The following is a 17494-nucleotide window of genomic DNA, read 5'->3' on the forward strand; positions in this document are numbered from 1 at the left end:
GGCGGGCCGGGCGCTGCGAGCGGGCACCGTTCTTGCCCGCGCAGCGCATGAAACAGCCTGCATTCACCCCTTTCGGCCCCGACACAGCCACCGTGGCCGCCGACGCGGACGAAGAGCCCGGCGAGCGCCTGCTGGGCGGCAACCAGGCCGATCTTTTCGACCACACCGAGGAAGTCCGGGCGGCCTTGCTGGGCACCCTGACGCGCGCGGTGAACCACATCAATCTGGATGCGGCGTTGCTGCAGGCGCCGGGGCTCGGCGACGACATCATCGGCTGCCTGGCCGAACAATGCCGCAAGGGCGTGCGCGTGCAGGTCATCGCGCGCACGCTGGACATGGCGCGATCGACCGACGCGCTCTCTCGCCTGTGCGAGGCGGGCATCACCCTGAACGAGGACCACCCCCGGCGCGGCTGGCGCGGTTGGCTGGACCGCCGCCTGCGCGCCACGCACCGGCAACTGGCGGTGGTGGATGGCGAGGTGGCCTGGTGCGGGCCGGGCATCCGCTCGCCGGACCTCTGCAGCTTCGGCCCCCATGTGCGGGTGCGAGGGCCCGTGGTGCAGCGCTTTCAGCGCCTCTTTCTGGAAAGCTGGCATGCGTCCAGCGCCGCCACGCGCCTGCCGCAGGCGAACTACTTTCCTCCCTTGATCGCGGTCGGGCGGGCGCACATGGGGCTGGCGGTGCCACCCGCTGTGGGCGGCACGCCGATGCAGGAAGGTCAATCCCTGGTCGAACAGATCGAGCGGGCACGCGCCCAGGTGGTCGTGAGCATGGTCGAGCGCGCGCCCTCGCGCCGCCTGATGAAGGCCCTGCTCGCGGCAGGCGCCAGCGGCGTGGGGGTGACCGTGGTGGTGCACCGGCATGCGCTGGGCTGGCGGTGGCAGGCACGCTGCGCCGACCTTCTGAGCGTCGGGGCGCGCGTGTACCGCGCGGACGACAGCTGCCCCTTCCCCTGCCACGCCGTCGTGGATGGCAGCTGGTCGAGCCTGGCGGTCGACGTGCCGGGCGCAAAGGTGGGTGAAGGGACCGAACTGATCGTGGACGACACCGAGTTCGCCGCGTCGCTGGAAGCGGTCTTCCATCAGGCGACAGGGCACGCGGTGCAGTTGCACGAGGCGATCGTGCCCGCTTGAAGGCAAAGCCCGGGTACGCGCCTTGCCCGGGCTCCGCGCACGAACAGAAAGGACAGACATGACCCGACCTGAAGACAGCAAGCGCCCCGTCGCCGTGCGGGCCTCCTCGCGCCAGCCCCAGGGCGACTTTGGCCGGGGCCGCGACCACGCGCCGCTGGGCAGCAGCGACGACCCCCACCTGGAACAGAACCAGCGGGGCGCCTACCGCGACGCCGAAACACCCGAGGAAGACCACGCGCCGGCCGAGGTGCCGTACCGCCCGGTGGACGAACCGCGCGGCGCGGACAGGGGTGGCGATGCCGTTTGATGCCCTGACGACCGGGTGACCCTGAGCCCACGCCCACCGGTTGTCCGCACCCGCGCGGCCGGCGCAGCGCTGCTCGCGTGGTTCGCTGCCCAGGGTTGGTCCCCGGCCCCGTTCCAGCGGCAGGTGTGGCGCCATTGGCAGCGCGGGGAGTCGGGCCTGCTCGTCACCCCCACCGGCAGCGGCAAGACCCTGGCGGCGCTGGGCGGCGCCTTGCTCGACGGCCTGCGCGAGGCGGTTCCTGCGCCGCACACCCCGCGCCTGCGCCTGCTCTGGGTGACACCGCTGCGCGCCCTCGCCACCGACACCACCCAGGCCCTGAGCGCGCCGCTGGAAGCCCTGGGCCTGCCCTGGACGGTGGCCAAGCGCACGGGCGACGCCAGCTCGCGCGATCGGCGCCTGGCCCGCCAGGGCCTGGCCGAGGTGCTGGTGATCACGCCCGAGTCGCTGGCCCTGATGCTGTCCTATCCCGAGACGGCGGCCCTGCTCACGGGGCTGCGTGGCGTGATCGTGGACGAGTGGCACGAGCTGCTGGGCAACAAGCGCGGCGTGCTGCTGCAACTCACGCTGGCGCGCATCCGGGCGCTGGCGCCCACGGCCGTGACCTGGGGCCTCTCGGCCACGCTGGGCAACCTGGACGAAGCGCGCGACGTGCTGCTGCCGCACCGGCCCGGCGCGCCGGTGGTGCGCGGCGCGCGGCGCCGGGGCCTGGTGCTCCAGACGCTGCTGCCCGAGCACGGCGAGCGCTTCGCCTGGGCCGGCCACCTGGGCCTGTCGCAGCTGGAGCGGGTGATGCAGCTGATTGCCGGCGCGCGCAGCGCCATCCTGTTCACCAACACGCGCGCGCAGGCCGAGCTGTGGCACCGCGCGCTGTCGTCGATCTGGCTGGAAGCGCCAGGCACCCTGGCCCTGCACCACGGCTCGCTGGACACGGCACTGCGCCTGGCCGCCGAGCAGGGCTTGCGCGACGGCAGCGTGCGCTGCGTGGTGGCCACCTCCAGCCTGGACCTGGGCGTGGACTTTCCCGCCGTGGAACGGGTGATGCAGGTGGGCAGCCCCAAGGGCCTGGCGCGCCTGCTGCAGCGCGCCGGCCGCGCCAACCACCGGCCCGGCGAGGCCGGCGTGGTCCACGGCGTGCCCACGCACGCGCTGGAACTGGCCGAGTTCGCCGCCGCGCGCAAGGCCATCGCGGCCGGCGAGATCGAGGCCCGGCGCCCGCCCCGCCTGTCGCTGGACGTGCTGTCGCAGCACTGCGTGACGCTGGCGCTGGGCGGCGGCTTCGAGCCGGACGCGCTGCTCGCCGAGGTGCGCGGCACACACGCCTTCGCCGCCTTGAGCGACACGCAATGGGCGGGCGTGCTGCGCTTCATCGAACGCGGCGGCCAGGCTCTGGAGAACTACCCTGATTTCCACCGCGCGGTGCGCGGCGACGACGGCGTCTACCGCGTGACGGACCGGCGCGTGGCGCTGCGCCACCGGCTGTCCATCGGCACCATCACCGCCGACGGCGCGGTGGCGGTGCGGTTTCTGCGCGGCGCTTCGCTGGGTTCGGTGGAGGAAAGCTTCATCGCCCGGCTGCGCCCGCGCGACCGTTTCCAGTTCGCCGGCCGCACGCTGGAGCTGGTGGCGGTGGACCAGATGACGGCCTACGTGCGCATGGCCAAGGGCCTGAGCGCCGCCGTGCCGCGCTGGCAGGGTGGGCGCATGCCGCTGTCCACCGAACTGGGCGCGGCCATGGAGGCGGTACTCGACGGCCCGCGCGACAGCCCGGAACTGCGCGCCCTGGCCCCCTTGCTGGACCTGCAGGCGCGCGTCTCGGCCCTGCCCACGCCGCAGACCCTGCTGGTGGAGACGGTGCGCACGCGGGGTCGCGCGTCGCTGTTCGTCTACCCTTTTGCGGGCCGCACGGTGCACGAAGGCATGGCCGCGCTGTTCGCCCTGCGCTGGGGGCGCCTGGCGCCCAACACGTTCCTGTACGCGGTGAACGACTACGGCTTCGTGCTGAATGCCTCGCAGCCCGCGCCGGTGGACGCGGACCTCCTGGCCCGGCTGCTCGCGCCGGCGAATCTGCTCGACGACCTGCACGAAGGCCTGAATCTCACCGAGATGGCGCGCCGCCAGTTCCGCGAGATCGCCCGCGTGGCCGGCATGCTCATGCCCTCGCTGCCCGGCGGCGCACAGCGCAGCGCGCGGCAACTGCAGGCCTCCAGCGGCCTGCTGTTCGACGTTCTGCGGCGCCACGACCCGGATCACCTGCTGCTGGCCCAGGCCGTGCGCGAAGTGTTCGAGGCGCAGATGGACGTGCAGGCCCTCACGGCCGCGTTCACGCGCTGCGCGGCGCGCACGATCGACCTGCGCCAGCCCCGCACGCTGACCCCGCTGTCGTTTCCGCTGTGGGCGGAGACGGTGCGCGGCGAGCTGAGCACGGAAGACTGGTCGGCCCGGGTGCGGCGCGCGGCCGAGCAACTGCAGGCGCGCCATGGCTGAAACCATCGACCTGGTGCTGGCCGGCGAGCCCGTTCGCCTGTTCGCCGACCGCGCGCTGTACTGGCCGGCGCGGCGGCGCCTGCTGGTGGCCGACGTGCACCTGGGCAAGGACGACGCGTTCCGCGCCGCCGGCATCGCCCTGCCCACCGGCGGCACGCGCCACGACCTGGAGCGACTGACGGCGCTCATCGAACGCAGCGGCGCGGCCTCGCTCTGGGTGCTGGGCGACCTGCTGCATGGCCCGCGCGTGGACACGCGCTGGCGCGAGGAATGGGCCCGCTTCCGCGCTCGCCACGCCGGGCTGGACATGCGGCTCGTCGAAGGCAACCACGACCGGGCGGCGGCGCGCGCGGGGCTGGGCATCCCGCACGGCCGCGAACCGCTGGACGACGGCCCGTTGCGCTTCGCGCACGCACCGGGCGAAGGCCGTGACACCGGCGCCCACTTCACGGTCTGCGGCCACGTGCACCCGGTGGTGAACGTGCCCGGCTTCCGGGGCCGCTTCCCCGCCTTCGCCCTGACGGAACGGCAACTGGTGCTGCCCGCGTTCTCCCTCTTCACCGGCGGCTGGCTGGTGCGGGAGGCACAGGCGCGCTTCGCCTGCATGGAGGCGCAGCTGCTGGACATGGGACCCACGCCCACCCGGAATCGGTAAAAACGTCTGTCAGATTCACCGGGCGGCGACGGTTTTTTCCTCCACCGTGCGCCGATATCCGTTTTCCGCATATCGCTGCTCGATAAGGATCGTTCCCTGCGCGCGACGGGCTGCCTAGCATGGGCGGACCATGATTCTTGTAGAGCTTCCCCCCGTGCGGCAGGACTTTCACATCCAACCGCTGAGCGACGCGCTCGGCGCCGAGGTGCTGGGCCTGGACCTCGCCGAGCCCCTGTCCGACGACGACTTCGCCCGCCTGCACCGCGCGCACCTCAGGCACCACGTGCTGGTGTTCCGCGACCAGCGCATCACCCCCGCGCAACAGGTCGCCTTCAGCGCGCGCTGGGGCCCGCTGCAGCGCCATGTGCTGCACCAGTTCGCCCACCCGGAACAGCCCGAGGTGCTGATCGTCAGCAACATCGTGGAGAACGGCAAACCCATCGGCCTGGGCGATGCGGGGGTGTTCTGGCACTCGGACCTGTCGTACAAGGAGCGGCCCAGCCTGGGCTCCTTCCTGCACGCGCAGGAACTGCCCGCCGAGGGCGGTGACACGCTGTTCGCCAACCAGCACCTGGCCTGGGACGAACTGCCCGAGCGGCTGCGCAGCGCGGTGCAGGGCGAGCGCGCCGAGCACAGCTACCTCAAGGTGTACGCCGAGCTGCAGCGCCGCAGCCCCTGGCGGCCCAACCTCTCGCCCGAGCAGATCGCCGCCGTGCCCACCGTGAGCCACCCGATCGTGCGCACGCACCCGGAAACCGGCCGCCAGGCGCTGTTCGTCAGCGAACACTTCACCACCCGCGTGGTCGGCCTGCCCGACGGCGACAGCGAGGCGCTGCTGCAGGCCCTGTACGCCCACAGCACGCAGGAACGCTACATCTACCGCCACCGCTGGCTGCCAGGCGACATGGTGTTCTGGGACAACCGCTCGGTGCTGCACCTGGCCGCGGGTTGTCCGCCCGATCAGCGCCGCCGCCTGTTCCGCACCACGATCGAAGGCCACGTGCCGTTCTAGAAATGAACACCCCTGCCGCGCTTCGCGCGTCCCCCTCCAGGGGCCAATGCCTGCGGCCTGGCAAAGCCAGTTCCGCGGCATTTCTGGACGAACTCCCCCTCCATTCCATGCCTCCTTTCTCAACGCGAACACCATGAAAAAACGCCCTTTCGTTCAAGGCCTGCTGGCCTCCCTGCTCTCGGCCTCGGCCCTGCTGGCCGCGCCGCTGGCCGCCCACGCCGAAGGCCAGATCCGCATCGCCCAGCAGTTCGGCGTGGTCTACCTGCTGCTCAACGTGGCGGAAGACCAGAAGCTGATCGAGAAACACGGCAAGGCCGCCGGCCTGGACGTGAAGGTGGAGTTCGTGCGCCTCTCGGGCGGCAGCGCGGTGAACGACGCGCTGCTCTCGGGCCAGATCGACATCGCCGGCGCGGGCGTGGGCCCGCTGCTGACCATCTGGGACCGCACCAAGGACAAGCAGAACGTGCGCGGCGTGGCCTCGCTGGGCAACTTCCCGTACTACCTGGTGAGCAACAACCCGGCCGTGAAGACGATTGCCGACTTCAGCGACAAGGACCGCATCGCCCTGCCCGCCGTGGGCGTGTCGGTGCAGTCGCGCGTGCTGCAGCTGGCCTCGGCCCAGCGCTGGGGCAACGACCAGTACAACAAGCTCGACAAGCTGCAGGTGGCCGTGCCCCACCCGGACGCGACGGCCGCCATCATCAAGGGCGGCACCGAGATCACGGCGCACTTCGGCAACCCGCCGTTCCAGAACCAGGCGCTGGTGGGCAACCCGAACGCGCGCATCGTGCTCAACAGCTACGACGTGCTCGGCGGCCCCTCCTCGGCCACGGTGCTGTACGCCACCGAAAAATTCCGCAACGACAATCCCAAGACCTACCGCGCCTTCACCGCCGCGCTGCAGGAAGCCGCGCAGTACATCACCGCCAACCCTGAGGGTGCGGCCGACATCTACCTGCGCACCGGCCAGGGCGCGATCGACCGCCAGTTGCTGCTTTCCATCATCAGGAACCCCGAAGTGCAGTTCAAGCTCGCGCCGCAGAACACCTTCAAGCTCGCGACCTTCATGCACGGCATCGGCGCGATCAAGAACAAGCCCGCCTCGGCGAAGGACTACTTCTTCGACGATCCGCACAGTGCGGCGGCGAACTGACATGAACGCGGCCCACGTCCTGCAGCGCCACGCCATCGGCACGCCGATGCAGGACCTGCTGCGCGCCACGCGCGAGCAGGAAGGCGGCGCCGTGTTCGGCCCCGAGAAGCTGCCCACGGCCGCCCTGCCCCGGCCGCTGCTGGACTTCGACAGTGTTTCGCTGGAGTACGCCACCGACCGGCAGGTGGTGCGCGCCACGCACCGCGTGAGCCTGTCGGTGTTCGAGGCCGAGCGCTATGTGCTGCTGGGGCCTTCGGGCTGCGGCAAGAGCACGCTGCTGAAGGCGGCGGCCGGTTTCATCGCACCGCGCGAGGGCCAGATCCGGCTCGACGGCCAGGCCATCACGGACCCGGGGCCGGACCGCATCGTGGTGTTCCAGGAATTCGACCAGTTGCCGCCCTGGAAGACGGTGCTGGGCAATGTGATGTTCCCGCTGCGCGCCACCGGGCGCCTGGCCCGCGCCGAGGCGCTGGAGCGCGCGCACGCGGTGCTCGAACAGGTGGGCCTGGCCGGTTTCGCCAACGCCTACCCGCACCAGCTCTCGGGTGGCATGAAGCAGCGCGTGGCGATCGCGCGCGCCCTGGCCATGCAGCCGCGCGTGCTGCTGATGGACGAGCCCTTCGCCTCGCTGGACGCCCTCACGCGCCGGCGCATGCAGGAAGAATTGCTCGCCCTGTGGGAGACGGTGCGCTTCACGCTGCTGTTCGTCACGCACTCCATCGAAGAAGCGCTGGTGGTCGGCAGCCGCATCGGCGTGCTCTCGCCGCACCCGGGCCGCCTGCGCGCCGAGATCCAGGCGCACGAATTCGGCCTGGGCAGCAGCGGCGGCACCGCCTTCCAGGCCGCCGCCCAACGCATCCACGGCCTGCTGTTCGGGCCCGAGACCCCCCACCTATGAGCCTGGCCGACGCCCTGCCCCCGATCCGGCCCGAGGCCGAATACCCGCTGCCCGCGCTGGGCGACACCCCGGCCGAGCGCCCCCTGCCCTGGCAGCGCCGCGTGTGGCAACAGGCCTGGGTGCGAAAGACCCTGATCCTGCTCGCGCTGGCGTTGCTGTGGGAAGTGCTCGCGCGCTGGCAGGACAACGACCTGCTGCTGCCCACCTTCGGGCAGACCGCGCATGCCTTCGTCGACGGCATCGCGGGCGGCGAGCTGCTGCTGCGCGCCCGCGCGTCACTCGCCGTGCTGCTGCAGGGCTACCTGCTGGGCATCGTGGCGGCCTTCGTGCTCACCACACTGGCCGTGTCCACCCAGATCGGGCGCGACCTGCTGGCCACGCTCACGTCCATGTTCAACCCGCTGCCGGCGATCGCACTGCTGCCGCTGGCGCTGCTGTGGTTCGGTCTGGGCAACGGCAGCCTGGTCTTCGTGCTGGTGCACTCCGTGCTGTGGCCGCTGGCCCTGGCCACCTTCGCGGGCTTCCAGGCCGTGCCCGACACCCTGCGCATGGCCGGGCGCAACTACGGCCTGCGCGGCGTGCGCTACGTGCTGCTGATCCTGGTGCCCTCGGCCCTGCCAGCCATCCTCTCGGGCCTGAAGATCGGCTGGGCCTTTGCCTGGCGCACGCTGATCGCCGCCGAGCTGGTGTTCGGCGCTTCCTCCGGCAAGGGAGGATTGGGCTGGTACATCTTCCAGAACCGCAACGAGCTCTACACCGACAAGGTGTTCGCCGGGCTGGTCACGGTGATCCTCATCGGCCTGCTGGTGGAGAGCGTGGTGTTCCAGACGGTCGAAAAACTCACCATCCGACGCTGGGGCGTGGCGCGATGAGCGCGCCGCGCCGCGTCACCATCGTCGGCGGTGGCTTCTCCGGCGTGAGCGCGGCCGTGCAGCTGGTGCGCCACAGCCCGGTGCCGCTGGCCATCACGCTGATCGAATCGCGCGACCGCGTCGGCCCCGGCCTGGCCTACGCCACGCACGACCCCGACCACCGCCTCAACGGCCCGACCTGGGTGCATGCGGTCGATCCCGTCGACGGCGAACATTTCACGCGCTGGTGCGAAGCGCACGGCGTGTTCGAGGCCGACCCGCAGGCCGTGCAGGCCAATGGCACGGCCTTCGTGCGCCGCGCGGTGCTCGGTGCCTACCTCGAAGCCATGGTGCGCAGCCACGCGAGCTGGGCGGCCACGGGCTCGACCATCCGCACGCTGCAGGACCGCGCGGTGCACGCCTGGGAGGCCGACGGCGAGGTCACCACGGTCACCGAACACGGCCAGACGCTGGCGGCCGACCTGCTGGTGCTGGCCACCGGCAACGCCGAGCCGCGCCTGCAGGCCCCGCTGGACCCGGCGCTGGCCCGACACCCGGGCGTGATCGAGAACCCGCTGGTGACGGCGCGGCTGCTGGGCATTCCGCGCGAGGCGCGCGTGCTCGTCATAGGCAGCGGCCTGACCTCGCTGGACGTGGTCTCCACGCTGCAGCGGCAAGGCCACGCGGGTGGCGTCACGGTGGTCTCGCGCCGGGGCCTGCACCCTCGCCCGCAGCCGCTGGCCAGCGGCGTGGTGGCCCACCCGGTGGGCCGCCAGAACCTGGACCGGCTGCTCGGCCCCGCGCCCGCTTTCCTCACCGAGGTGAAGCCCGAACTGCGCACCTGGATCAAGACCTTGCGTGCGCGCATCCGCGAGACCGTGGCGCGCGGCGAGAGCTGGAATGTGCCCTTCGACGAGTTGCGCGACGCCGTGTGGCAACTCTGGCCCACCCTGCCGCCGGCGCAGCAGCGCCGCTTCCTGCGCAGCGTGCGCCCCTGGTACGACGTGCACCGCTTCCGCTCGCCACCGCAGACGGCGGCGATCAACCGCGAGGCCCTGGCCGCCGGCCGGGTGGTGCATGTGGCGGCGCGGCTGCGCTCCCTGGCGGCGCAGGCAGGCACGCACCGCATCGACGCCGTGCTGCAGCCTTCGGGCGGTGGCACGCCACGCACCGAGACCTTCGACGTGGTGGTGAACTGCACCGGGCTGGACGCCGCCGCGCGCACCGCCGGCAACCCCTTGCTGCAGGCCCTGGTGTCGCACGGCACGCTGCGCCCGGATGCCTGCGGCATCGGCTATGCGGTGGATGCGAACTGCCGCGTGATCGACAGCGAAGGCCAGGCGCTGTCGCGCATCCGCCTGATCGGCCCGCCCACGCTGGGCACCTTCGGCGACCCGGGCGGGGCGATGTTCATCGCGGCGCAGATCCACCGCATGCTGCCGGACGTGTACGAGGCGCTTCAGCGCCCCGCCTTGTCGAGCGCCTTCTTCAGCAGCTCGTATTCCGCGCAGGGCTTGGCGGTGCAGAGCAGCTCCAGGTAACGCAGGTTCTTGCGCGCGCCGGCCACGTCGCCCAGCGCCAGGAACAGCTCGCCCTGGTACTCCAGCGCGGGCCGGTGCTCCGGGTCGTACAGCAGGGCCTCGCGGTACCAATGCCCGGCCTCGGCGTAGCGCTTGAGCTGACGCAGGCTGTAGCCGAGCAGGTTGTAGACCTCGGCGTGCTGCACGGTCTCGCTCAGCGCCGTGAGCCGCTGCACCGCCTTCGTGTAGTCGCCGGCGTACACCAGGGCGCGCACGGCGGAGAGATCGGGCAGGTCAGACGACGGCGGGGCCCCCGCCGCGCCCAGGGCCAGGGGCATGGCCGCCACGACGGCGGCGAACCGGCGCCTCACTCAGGCCTCCGCCAGTTGCGGTGCCGCCTCGCCCATGGCCACCAGGATCTCGCGCTTGAGCGCGGCGAACGCCGGGCTCACGCGGTCGCGTGGGCCCGGCGGCAGGTCCACCTTCACCTGCCTGACGATGCGGCCCGGGTTGGCGTTCATCACGATCACGGTGTCGCTCAGGAAGATGGCCTCGTCCACATCGTGCGTGACCAGGATCATGGTCACGCCCTCGGCGCGCCAGATGCGCAGAAGCTCTTCCTGCAGGCGCACGCGGGTGAGCGCGTCCAGCGCGCCCAGGGGTTCGTCGAGCAGCAGGATCTCGGGCTGACCGACCAGGCCGCGCGCGATCGCGCCGCGCTGCGCCATGCCGCCCGAGAGCTCGTGCGGGTAGGCCTTCTCGAAGCCCTTGAGCCCCACCAGCTCGATGTGCGACTGGATGGTCAGGCGCTGCTGCTCGGGCGGGAGCGTGGCGTTGGTCAGCGCCAGGCCGATGTTCTGCTCCAGCGTCATCCAGGGCAGCAGGCGGTGGTCCTGGAACACGATGCCGCGCGAGAGGCTGGTGCCGGCGATGCGCTCGCCGTGCAGCAGGATGTCGCCCTCGTAGTCCTTGTCCAGGCCAAGGATGAGCCGCAGCAGCGTGGACTTGCCGCAGCCGCTGGGGCCGACCAGCGTCACGAAGGCGCCGGGCTCGACGTTGAAGCTGGCATTGACCAGCGCATCCAGGCGCGGGCGGCCTGGCACGGAGTAGCTTTTGGAAACGGCCTTGACTTCAAGGCGACCGGGTTCTGCCATGGAAAATCCTAAAAAGTTGTCGAAGCGAAGTGCCTGACCTAGCTACCGCCGTGGAACGGGCTTTGCCCGGCCACTGGCGGTGCCCCCTTGAGGGGGTGACACGCCGAAGGCGTGGCGCGGGGGTGGGTCAGCCTTCGAAGCCTTGTTTCCAGCGCAGCACGCGGCGCTGCAGCAAATACATGGTGCGGTCGATGCCGAAACCCACCAGGCCGATGATGACCATGCAGACCAGCAGCTGGTCGGTGAGCAGCAGGCCCTGCGCGCGGAAGATCAGGAAGCCCAGGCCTTCGAGGCCGCTCAGGCCTTCGGCCACCACCACCAGCGCCCAGGCCAGGCCGGCCGCGTAGCGCAGCGAAACCATGATGGTCGGCGTGGCGGCGGGCAGGATGACCTTGCGCACCAGTTGCCAGCGCGTGAGCGTCATCACCTCGGCCAGCTCGATGTAGCTCTTGTCCACGCTGCGGATGCCCTGCAGCGTGTTGAGGAAGACGGGGAAGAACACCGTCTTGGCGATCACCAGGATCTTGGCCGGCGCGCCCAGGCCCAGCCACAGCACGATCAGCGGAAACCAGGCAATGCCCGGGATGTGGCGGATGGTGTCGAAGGTGGGCGAGAGGAACTGCTCGAAGCGCTTCGAGAGGCCCGCGCCGACGCCCAGCACCAGCGCGGCGAAGGCGCCGTACAGGAAGCCCTGCGCGACCAGGGACAGGCTCACGGCGAAGTCCCACAACAGCCGCTGCTCCGTCAGCATCTTGAAGAAGGCCTCCACCACCTTGATGGGGGCGGGCAGGAAGACCGGGTCGATCCATTCCAGGCTGGCGGCGGTCTGCCACAGCAGCAGCACGCCGGCGGGCAGCAGGAAGCCGATCGCGCGGCTGGGCACCAGCCATTGCTGGAGCTTCGTCCCGAAGGACGAAGCTTCCGACGCTGGCGCCGTGGAGGGAAGGTTTTGCGTCAGCGTGTTCATGGTGCGCTCAGCGGTAGATGGAGTGCGAGCCGCCCGCGAAGAAGCGGCCGTCCACGAAGGCATCGACCTGCGCGTCGGTCAGCCGGCGTTCGCTCAGGATGTCGTCGCCCTGCTTCACGTACCAGTCGATGAAGGTCTTGATGGAGTTGCGCGCGCGCTGCGCGTTGGGCTCGCCGGCCATGAACTCCCATTGGCCCAGGTGGGTGATCTGGAACTTGGCCACTTCAACCGGCACGCGGGTTTCGCGCGAGACGATCTTGGCGGCCTCATCCACGTTGTCCAGCGTCCAGGCCATGGCGCGTTCGCGAGAGGCGAGGAAGGCTTGCACCGCTTCGGGGTACTTGTTGACGAACTCGCGCTTGGCGAAGTACGTGACGCGGCCGGCGTGGTTCACGTACACGCCATCGTCCGGCACATGGCCGATCACCTTGAGCTTGCCCGAGAGCCAGGCGCCGGTGGCGTTGCCCGCGGCCAGGTGGGTGGTGGTGGCATCGAGGGCGCCGGAGATCACCGCCGAGATCGCCACGGTGGGGTTGTCGATCGATTCGTAGCGCACGCGGCCCTTGGTCTGGCGCGTGTCCAGCGGCAGGCCCACCGAGTTCAAGGCCTCGGTGGGGGCAGACCAGTAGCAGCTGATGCGGCTGCTGCCGAACTTCTTGCCGTCCAGATCGGCCAGGGTGTTCACCGACTTGTTCGACACGGCAGCGAGCACCGGCGCGCGGTAGCGGTTGGAGGTCTCGGAGGCCCAGATGATGACGCCGTCCAGGCCGTTGGCGCGGTGCACCGTGGCCGGGTAGATCATGCGCTGCGCGATCGAGATCGCGCCTTTGCTGAGGGCGCCGGTTTCGGCGCCCACCAGTTCCGCACCGCCGGAGGCGATGAGGTTGACCTCCTTGGTGCCGACCTTGCTGAACTCTTCCTTGAAGATGCCCTTCTCGCGGGCGATCACGGTCCACGGTGTGAGCTGCAGGTTGATCGCCGGCAGCACCTCGGCGGCGGCGGTGCCGGCCTGGCCGATCAGGCCCAGGGCCAGGGCGGCGGCGCTGCTCAGGGCGCGCAGGCGGTTGCGGGGGCTTCTGTGTTTCGTCACGACGGTCATGAGGTTCTCCAAGGGTTCGTCTGTCAGGTGGTGTGAATGACGCGCCGATTCTTGGGGCGCGGCGCGCACTGGCCAACGAAGGAAAACGGACACCGATATGCGGCCGCAAATGGCGCAGATGCTTATGCGCATTTCGAGCCACACGAAGGCGATGGCGCGCCCAGAATCCCTCTCCCATGAGCTCCATCGACGCTTCCCACCAACGCCCGCTGCGCCGCCTGGCCTGGCTCACCGCGCTGGGCCTCGCGGCGCTGTGCGCAGCCGTGTTCATGGCGATCGAGTCGCGCGCCGCGTCTTCCGCACCCCTGCCGGTGAAACAGCTGCGCATCGGTGTGGCGCCCGCCACCTTGCCCGTGAGCACCGGCGAGCGCGACTACACCAACGCCGGCTTCGAGGCGGTGTATGCGCGGGAACTGGCGCGGCACCTGGGCGTGGACGCGCTCATCGTGCCGCTGCCGCCCGATGCGCAGGCGCAGGCCTTGCGCCAGGGCGATGTGGATCTGGTGCTGACGCGCGCCGACGAGGCCCGCCCCCGGGAAGACGGCCTGCGCGTGCTGGCCACGGGCTACCAGTCGGGCCTGAGCGTTTCGATGCGGGCGGACACCGATGTGCGCGCCTGGAAAGACCTGGCCGGGCGCGTGGTGTGCGTGACGGCCGACAATCCGCGCGCCCAGGCCCAGGCCGAGCGCGTCCAGGGCCGGCTCAAAGTGTTCGAGGCGCCGGCCCAGGCCCTGGTGCAGGTGCGCACCGGCGAGTGCGCGGCGGCCATCCTCGACGGCTCTCAGCTGGAGCCGCTGCTGGCGCAGAAGGAATGGCGCAAGTTCTCCGCCACCCTGCCCGCCACGCGCGACAGCGCGCTGCAAGCCTGGCTGGCCGAAGGCCGGAACGACCTGGCCGCGCCCATCCGCGCGGCCGTGCATGAGATCGGCTCCACGGCGGCCTGGGCGCAGCGGCGCCAGAAGTGGGCGGCCAACGTGGCCTTCGAGGTCTACTTCGACCAGACCGGACCGGACTGCCATTGACCCGGTTCTTCGTGGCGCTGGCGCTCGCGCTGGGCCTGAGCGGCCCGGCAGTCGCGGGCGAGCGACTGCGCGCACTCTACGAGAAGCCGGCCAGCCAATGGCCCGCCCCCTGGATCGACAACGGCGTGGCCTTCGTGGAGCTGGGGGCGCTCGCACTACCACCCGCGCCACCTGCGCCGCTCGTTCAGCTCGGCCAGCGACTTTTTTTCGACGCGCGCCTCTCCGCCAACGGCCGCGTGGCCTGCGCCAGCTGCCACCGGCCCGACCAGGGCTGGACCGTGCGCGCGCCCACGGCCTCCGGTGTGAGGGGCGCGCCGGGCCGGCGCAATCCGCCGGGACTGCAGGACGTGGCCACGCGGGCGCACTGGGCCTGGGACGGCGCGGCCCGCTCGCTCGCCGAACAGTCGTTGCGCCCCCTGACCGACCCGCGCGAGATGGCCAACCCGTCGCTGGGCGCGGTCGGCCGGCGCATGGGGATGTCACCCGCCCGGATCGGCGAAGCGCTCGCGGCCTTCCAGCACACGCTGCACACCCGCAGCCGCTTCGACCGCTTCGCGCAGGGCGAGCACCGCGCGCTGACCGATCTGGAACTCCAGGGCCTGCACCTGTTCCGCACGAGCGCACGCTGCGCCAACTGCCACTTCGGCCCCACGCTGAGCGACGGGCGCTTCCACAACCTGGGCATCGCCTTCTTCGGCGAGCCTTCGCAGGACCTGGGCCGTTTCGGGGTGACGCGGCGGTGCGAGGACGTGGGACGTTTTCGCACCGCGAGCCTGCGCGGGGTGGCGCGCACCGCGCCCTACATGCACCACGGCCTGTTCGATTCGCTGGCGGGGGTGTTGAACCTGTACGCGCGCGGCGGCGGTGACCCGCGCAACGGCCGCGTGGGCGTGGCCAACGACCCGCTGTACGCCTGCGCGCAGCGGGTCTCGCCCCACCTGCAGGCGCTGCCGCTGAGCGCGGCGGACATCGCCGCGCTGCAGGCGTTTCTGCAGGCCCTGTGAATCAGGCCACGAGCCGCGCCGCCCCCGCGTGGCGGCTGATGGGCCGCTCCAGGCCCAGGTTCTCGCGCAGCGTGCGGCCTTCGTAGGCGGTGCGAAACAGCCCGCGCCGCTGCAGTTCGGGCACCACCAGGTCCACGAACTCGTTGAGCGAAGCCGGCAGCACCGGCGGCATGACATTGAAGCCGTCGGCCGCGCCGTTCTCGAACCATTCCTGCATGCGGTCGGCGATGGTCTCGGGCGTGCCGATCACCACCCAGTGCCCGCGCGCGCCGGCCAGGTACTCGTAGAGCTGGCGCACGGTGAAGCGCTCGCGGCGCGCGAGTTCGATCACCACGTGCGCGCGGCTGTTGATGCCCTTGGGCGGCTCGGGGTAGTGCGGCGGCGGCGCGTCCAGGTTCCAGCGGCGCAGGTCTTCGCCGGGCCAGAACGGCACCAGGGTGGAGAGGCCCACCGAGGGGTGGATCAGCGCCTGCAGCTCGGCCCACTTGGCCTGCGCCTCGGCCTCGGTGCGGCCGATCACGGGCGAGATGCCGGGCAGCACCAGCAGCTGCTCGGGCCGGCGCCCGTACTTGGCCATGCGGCCCTTCACGTCCTGGTAGAAGGCCTGGGCTTCGGCCAGGCTGGTCCAGGCGGTGAAGATGGCCTCGGCGGTGGCGGCGGCGAGTTCCTTGCCGTCTTCGGACGAACCGGCCTGCACGATCACCGGGTGGCCCTGCGGCGAGCGCTCCAGGTTGAGCGGCCCCTTGACCTTGAGGTGCTTGCCGATGTGGTTGAGCTCGTGCAGCTTGGCCGGGTCGAAGTACACGCCGGACTCGCGGTCGCGCACGAAGGCGTCGTCCTCGAAGCTGTCCCACAGGCCCTTGACCACGTCCACGAACTCGGTGGCCTTGGCGTAGCGCTCGCCGGGCGAGGGGTGCGCGTCCAGGCCGAAGTTGCCGTGCACGCTGTCGTTGCTGGTGGTCACCACGTTCCAGGCCGCGCGGCCCTTGCTGATGTGGTCCAGCGAGGCGAACTTGCGCGCGAGCAGGTAGGGGTCTTCGTAGGTGGTGGACGCGGTGGCGACGAAGCCGATGTGTTTCGTCACCGCCGAGAGCGCGGCCCACAGCGTGACCGGTTCGAAGTGCGAGATGCGGCCCTGGCGGCTGAAGGACTCGTCGTCGCCCGTGCCCCAGATGCCCGGGCTGTCGGCCACGAAGACCTGGTCGAACAGGCCGCGCTCGGCGGTCTGCGCGACCTCGATGTAGTGGTCGATGTTGGTGCCCGAGTCGATCTGCGAGCCCGGGTGGCGCCAGGCGGCGACGTGGTGGCCGGTGGCCATGATGAAGGCGCCGAGGCGCAGCTGTCGTTTGCTCATGCGGGTGTGCTCCCAGTGGATCGAGCCCGCCAATCTAGGCGCGCGAGCGCCCCCGAGGAAGGAAACAAACCGCATATCCATAGCCGTTCTGATTCGTTGCGGCAACGCAGCATGCGGCCTAGCATTCATGCACCGGTGTTGGAAACGACTGGTCCGGCCGATGCGGGGATGCAGAGAACCCTGGTTGTCTCCTGGGGGGAGGATTGCATCGGCCGGTTTTTTTTGGAGCGTGACCCTGGCTCAGATGTTTGGGCAATTAAGAAACAAAAAAACAATGGTTTGTGTGTTGAAGCGGCGCTTTTAGAGTGCATTCCAACTTCACACCAAGGGTCTCCAACATGACGGTTGCCATCGAATCCCCCACGCTGCTCGACGCCCTGGACGCCATCGGGCGCGACGCCCAGGCCCGGGGCCTGCCCTACGCGGGTGGCATCCCGCCCGAACTCGCCTGGTCGCTGGTCTCGGCCGGCGAAGCCCGGCTGGTGGACGTGCGCAGCGCGGAAGAGCGCAAGTTCGTGGGCCATGTGCCCGACAGCCTGCACGTGCCCTGGGCCACGGGCACCAGCCTCACGCGCAACCCGCGCTTCGTGCGCGAGCTCGAAGCCAAGGTGGGCAAGGAAGCGCGCGTGCTGCTGCTGTGCCGCAGCGGCAAGCGCTCGGCGCTGGCGGCCGAGGCCGCCACCAAGGCCGGCTTCACGCAGGTGTTCAACGTGCTCGAAGGTTTCGAGGGCGAGATCGACGCGCAGCAACACCGCGGCGGGCAGGACGGCTGGCGCTTCCACGGATTGCCATGGGTGCAGGACTGATGGCCGACGCGCACCTGTTCGACCTGCAGCAGGTCGTGCGCGACCTCGCCGACGTGGGGGGGGGGGGGGGGGGGG

General features: G+C 70.8%; 17 protein-coding genes. 12 read left to right on the plus strand and 5 right to left on the minus strand.

Annotated elements, in window-relative coordinates; genetic code table 11:
* Positions 1-47: 47 nt before the first annotated feature.
* The 9 genes from ACODTB_RS24445 (at position 48) to ACODTB_RS24485 (ending at position 10034) form a co-directional block, all read left to right on the plus strand.
* On the plus strand, positions 48-1133 hold the full coding sequence (locus ACODTB_RS24445; RefSeq protein WP_291112394.1) for a phospholipase D-like domain-containing protein: 1086 nt from the start codon (positions 48-50) through the stop codon (positions 1131-1133).
* 58 nt (positions 1134-1191) lie between these two features.
* Positions 1192-1440 (plus strand): hypothetical protein, encoded by a 249-nt coding sequence (locus ACODTB_RS24450; protein ID WP_291112392.1) that lies wholly within the window; start codon positions 1192-1194, stop codon positions 1438-1440.
* A gap of 15 nt (positions 1441-1455) precedes the next feature.
* Positions 1456-3924, plus strand: coding sequence for a ligase-associated DNA damage response DEXH box helicase (locus ACODTB_RS24455; protein WP_291112391.1), 2469 nt, complete (start codon positions 1456-1458; stop codon positions 3922-3924).
* Positions 3917-4579: a ligase-associated DNA damage response endonuclease PdeM gene (gene pdeM / locus ACODTB_RS24460; RefSeq protein WP_291112389.1), complete on the plus strand. Its 663-nt coding sequence runs from the start codon at positions 3917-3919 to the stop codon at positions 4577-4579. The genes ACODTB_RS24455 and pdeM overlap by 8 nt, the downstream gene beginning before the upstream one ends.
* A gap of 130 nt (positions 4580-4709) precedes the next feature.
* On the plus strand, positions 4710-5591 hold the full coding sequence (locus ACODTB_RS24465; RefSeq protein ID WP_488929830.1) for a TauD/TfdA dioxygenase family protein: 882 nt from the start codon (positions 4710-4712) through the stop codon (positions 5589-5591).
* A gap of 133 nt (positions 5592-5724) precedes the next feature.
* Entirely contained in the window at positions 5725-6744 is a 1020-nt protein-coding gene (locus ACODTB_RS24470; RefSeq protein WP_291112386.1) for an ABC transporter substrate-binding protein, read from the plus strand.
* A 1-nt stretch (position 6745) separates the two neighbouring features.
* Entirely contained in the window at positions 6746-7642 is an 897-nt protein-coding gene (locus ACODTB_RS24475; protein WP_291112384.1) for an ABC transporter ATP-binding protein, read from the plus strand.
* The gene (locus ACODTB_RS24480) at positions 7639-8514 is read left to right on the plus strand and encodes an ABC transporter permease (protein ID WP_291112382.1); all 876 of its coding nucleotides are present in this window, start codon (positions 7639-7641) and stop codon (positions 8512-8514) included. Before ACODTB_RS24475 ends, ACODTB_RS24480 begins: the two co-directional genes overlap by 4 nt.
* Positions 8511-10034 (plus strand): FAD/NAD(P)-binding protein, encoded by a 1524-nt coding sequence (locus ACODTB_RS24485; protein WP_291112380.1) that lies wholly within the window; start codon positions 8511-8513, stop codon positions 10032-10034. Before ACODTB_RS24480 ends, ACODTB_RS24485 begins: the two co-directional genes overlap by 4 nt.
* On the opposite strand, the gene ACODTB_RS24490 is transcribed toward ACODTB_RS24485, so the two are convergent.
* The 4 genes from ACODTB_RS24490 to ACODTB_RS24505 all read right to left on the minus strand — a co-directional run bounded on the left by ACODTB_RS24490 (position 9953) and on the right by ACODTB_RS24505 (position 13224).
* Positions 9953-10384 carry a tetratricopeptide repeat protein gene (locus ACODTB_RS24490; protein ID WP_291112378.1) on the minus strand — a complete coding sequence of 144 codons (432 nt, stop codon included), beginning with the start codon at positions 10382-10384 and terminating at the stop codon, positions 9953-9955. The two genes, ACODTB_RS24485 and ACODTB_RS24490, sit on opposite strands and share 82 nt — an antisense overlap.
* On the minus strand, positions 10385-11167 hold the full coding sequence (locus ACODTB_RS24495) for an ABC transporter ATP-binding protein (RefSeq protein WP_291112376.1): 783 nt from the start codon (positions 11165-11167) through the stop codon (positions 10385-10387). It lies immediately after the preceding gene.
* 127 nt (positions 11168-11294) lie between these two features.
* Positions 11295-12134 carry an ABC transporter permease gene (locus tag ACODTB_RS24500; RefSeq protein WP_291112374.1) on the minus strand — a complete coding sequence of 280 codons (840 nt, stop codon included), beginning with the start codon at positions 12132-12134 and terminating at the stop codon, positions 11295-11297.
* A gap of 7 nt (positions 12135-12141) precedes the next feature.
* Positions 12142-13224: an ABC transporter substrate-binding protein gene (locus ACODTB_RS24505; RefSeq protein ID WP_488929831.1), complete on the minus strand. Its 1083-nt coding sequence runs from the start codon at positions 13222-13224 to the stop codon at positions 12142-12144.
* Positions 13225-13409: 185 nt separating this feature from the next.
* Here ACODTB_RS24505 and ACODTB_RS24510 point away from each other — a divergent pair, with 185 nt between their 5' ends.
* A complete protein-coding gene (locus tag ACODTB_RS24510) occupies positions 13410-14255 on the plus strand; it encodes a transporter substrate-binding domain-containing protein (RefSeq protein ID WP_291112370.1) in 846 nt (281 codons plus the stop codon).
* Positions 14252-15259 carry a cytochrome-c peroxidase gene (locus ACODTB_RS24515; protein ID WP_488929832.1) on the plus strand — a complete coding sequence of 336 codons (1008 nt, stop codon included), beginning with the start codon at positions 14252-14254 and terminating at the stop codon, positions 15257-15259. The genes ACODTB_RS24510 and ACODTB_RS24515 overlap by 4 nt, the downstream gene beginning before the upstream one ends.
* A 1-nt stretch (position 15260) precedes the next feature.
* Here ACODTB_RS24515 and ACODTB_RS24520 read toward each other — a convergent pair whose 3' ends face one another.
* A complete protein-coding gene (locus ACODTB_RS24520; RefSeq protein WP_291112366.1) occupies positions 15261-16613 on the minus strand; it encodes an LLM class flavin-dependent oxidoreductase in 1353 nt (450 codons plus the stop codon).
* A 338-nt stretch (positions 16614-16951) separates the two neighbouring features.
* Here ACODTB_RS24520 and ACODTB_RS24525 point away from each other — a divergent pair, with 338 nt between their 5' ends.
* Positions 16952-17419, plus strand: a complete 468-nt coding sequence (locus tag ACODTB_RS24525) for a rhodanese-like domain-containing protein (protein ID WP_291112364.1) — start codon at positions 16952-16954, stop codon at positions 17417-17419.
* Positions 17420-17494 lie beyond the last annotated feature (75 nt).

This window comes from Hydrogenophaga sp. FG152 (assembly GCF_057809615.1).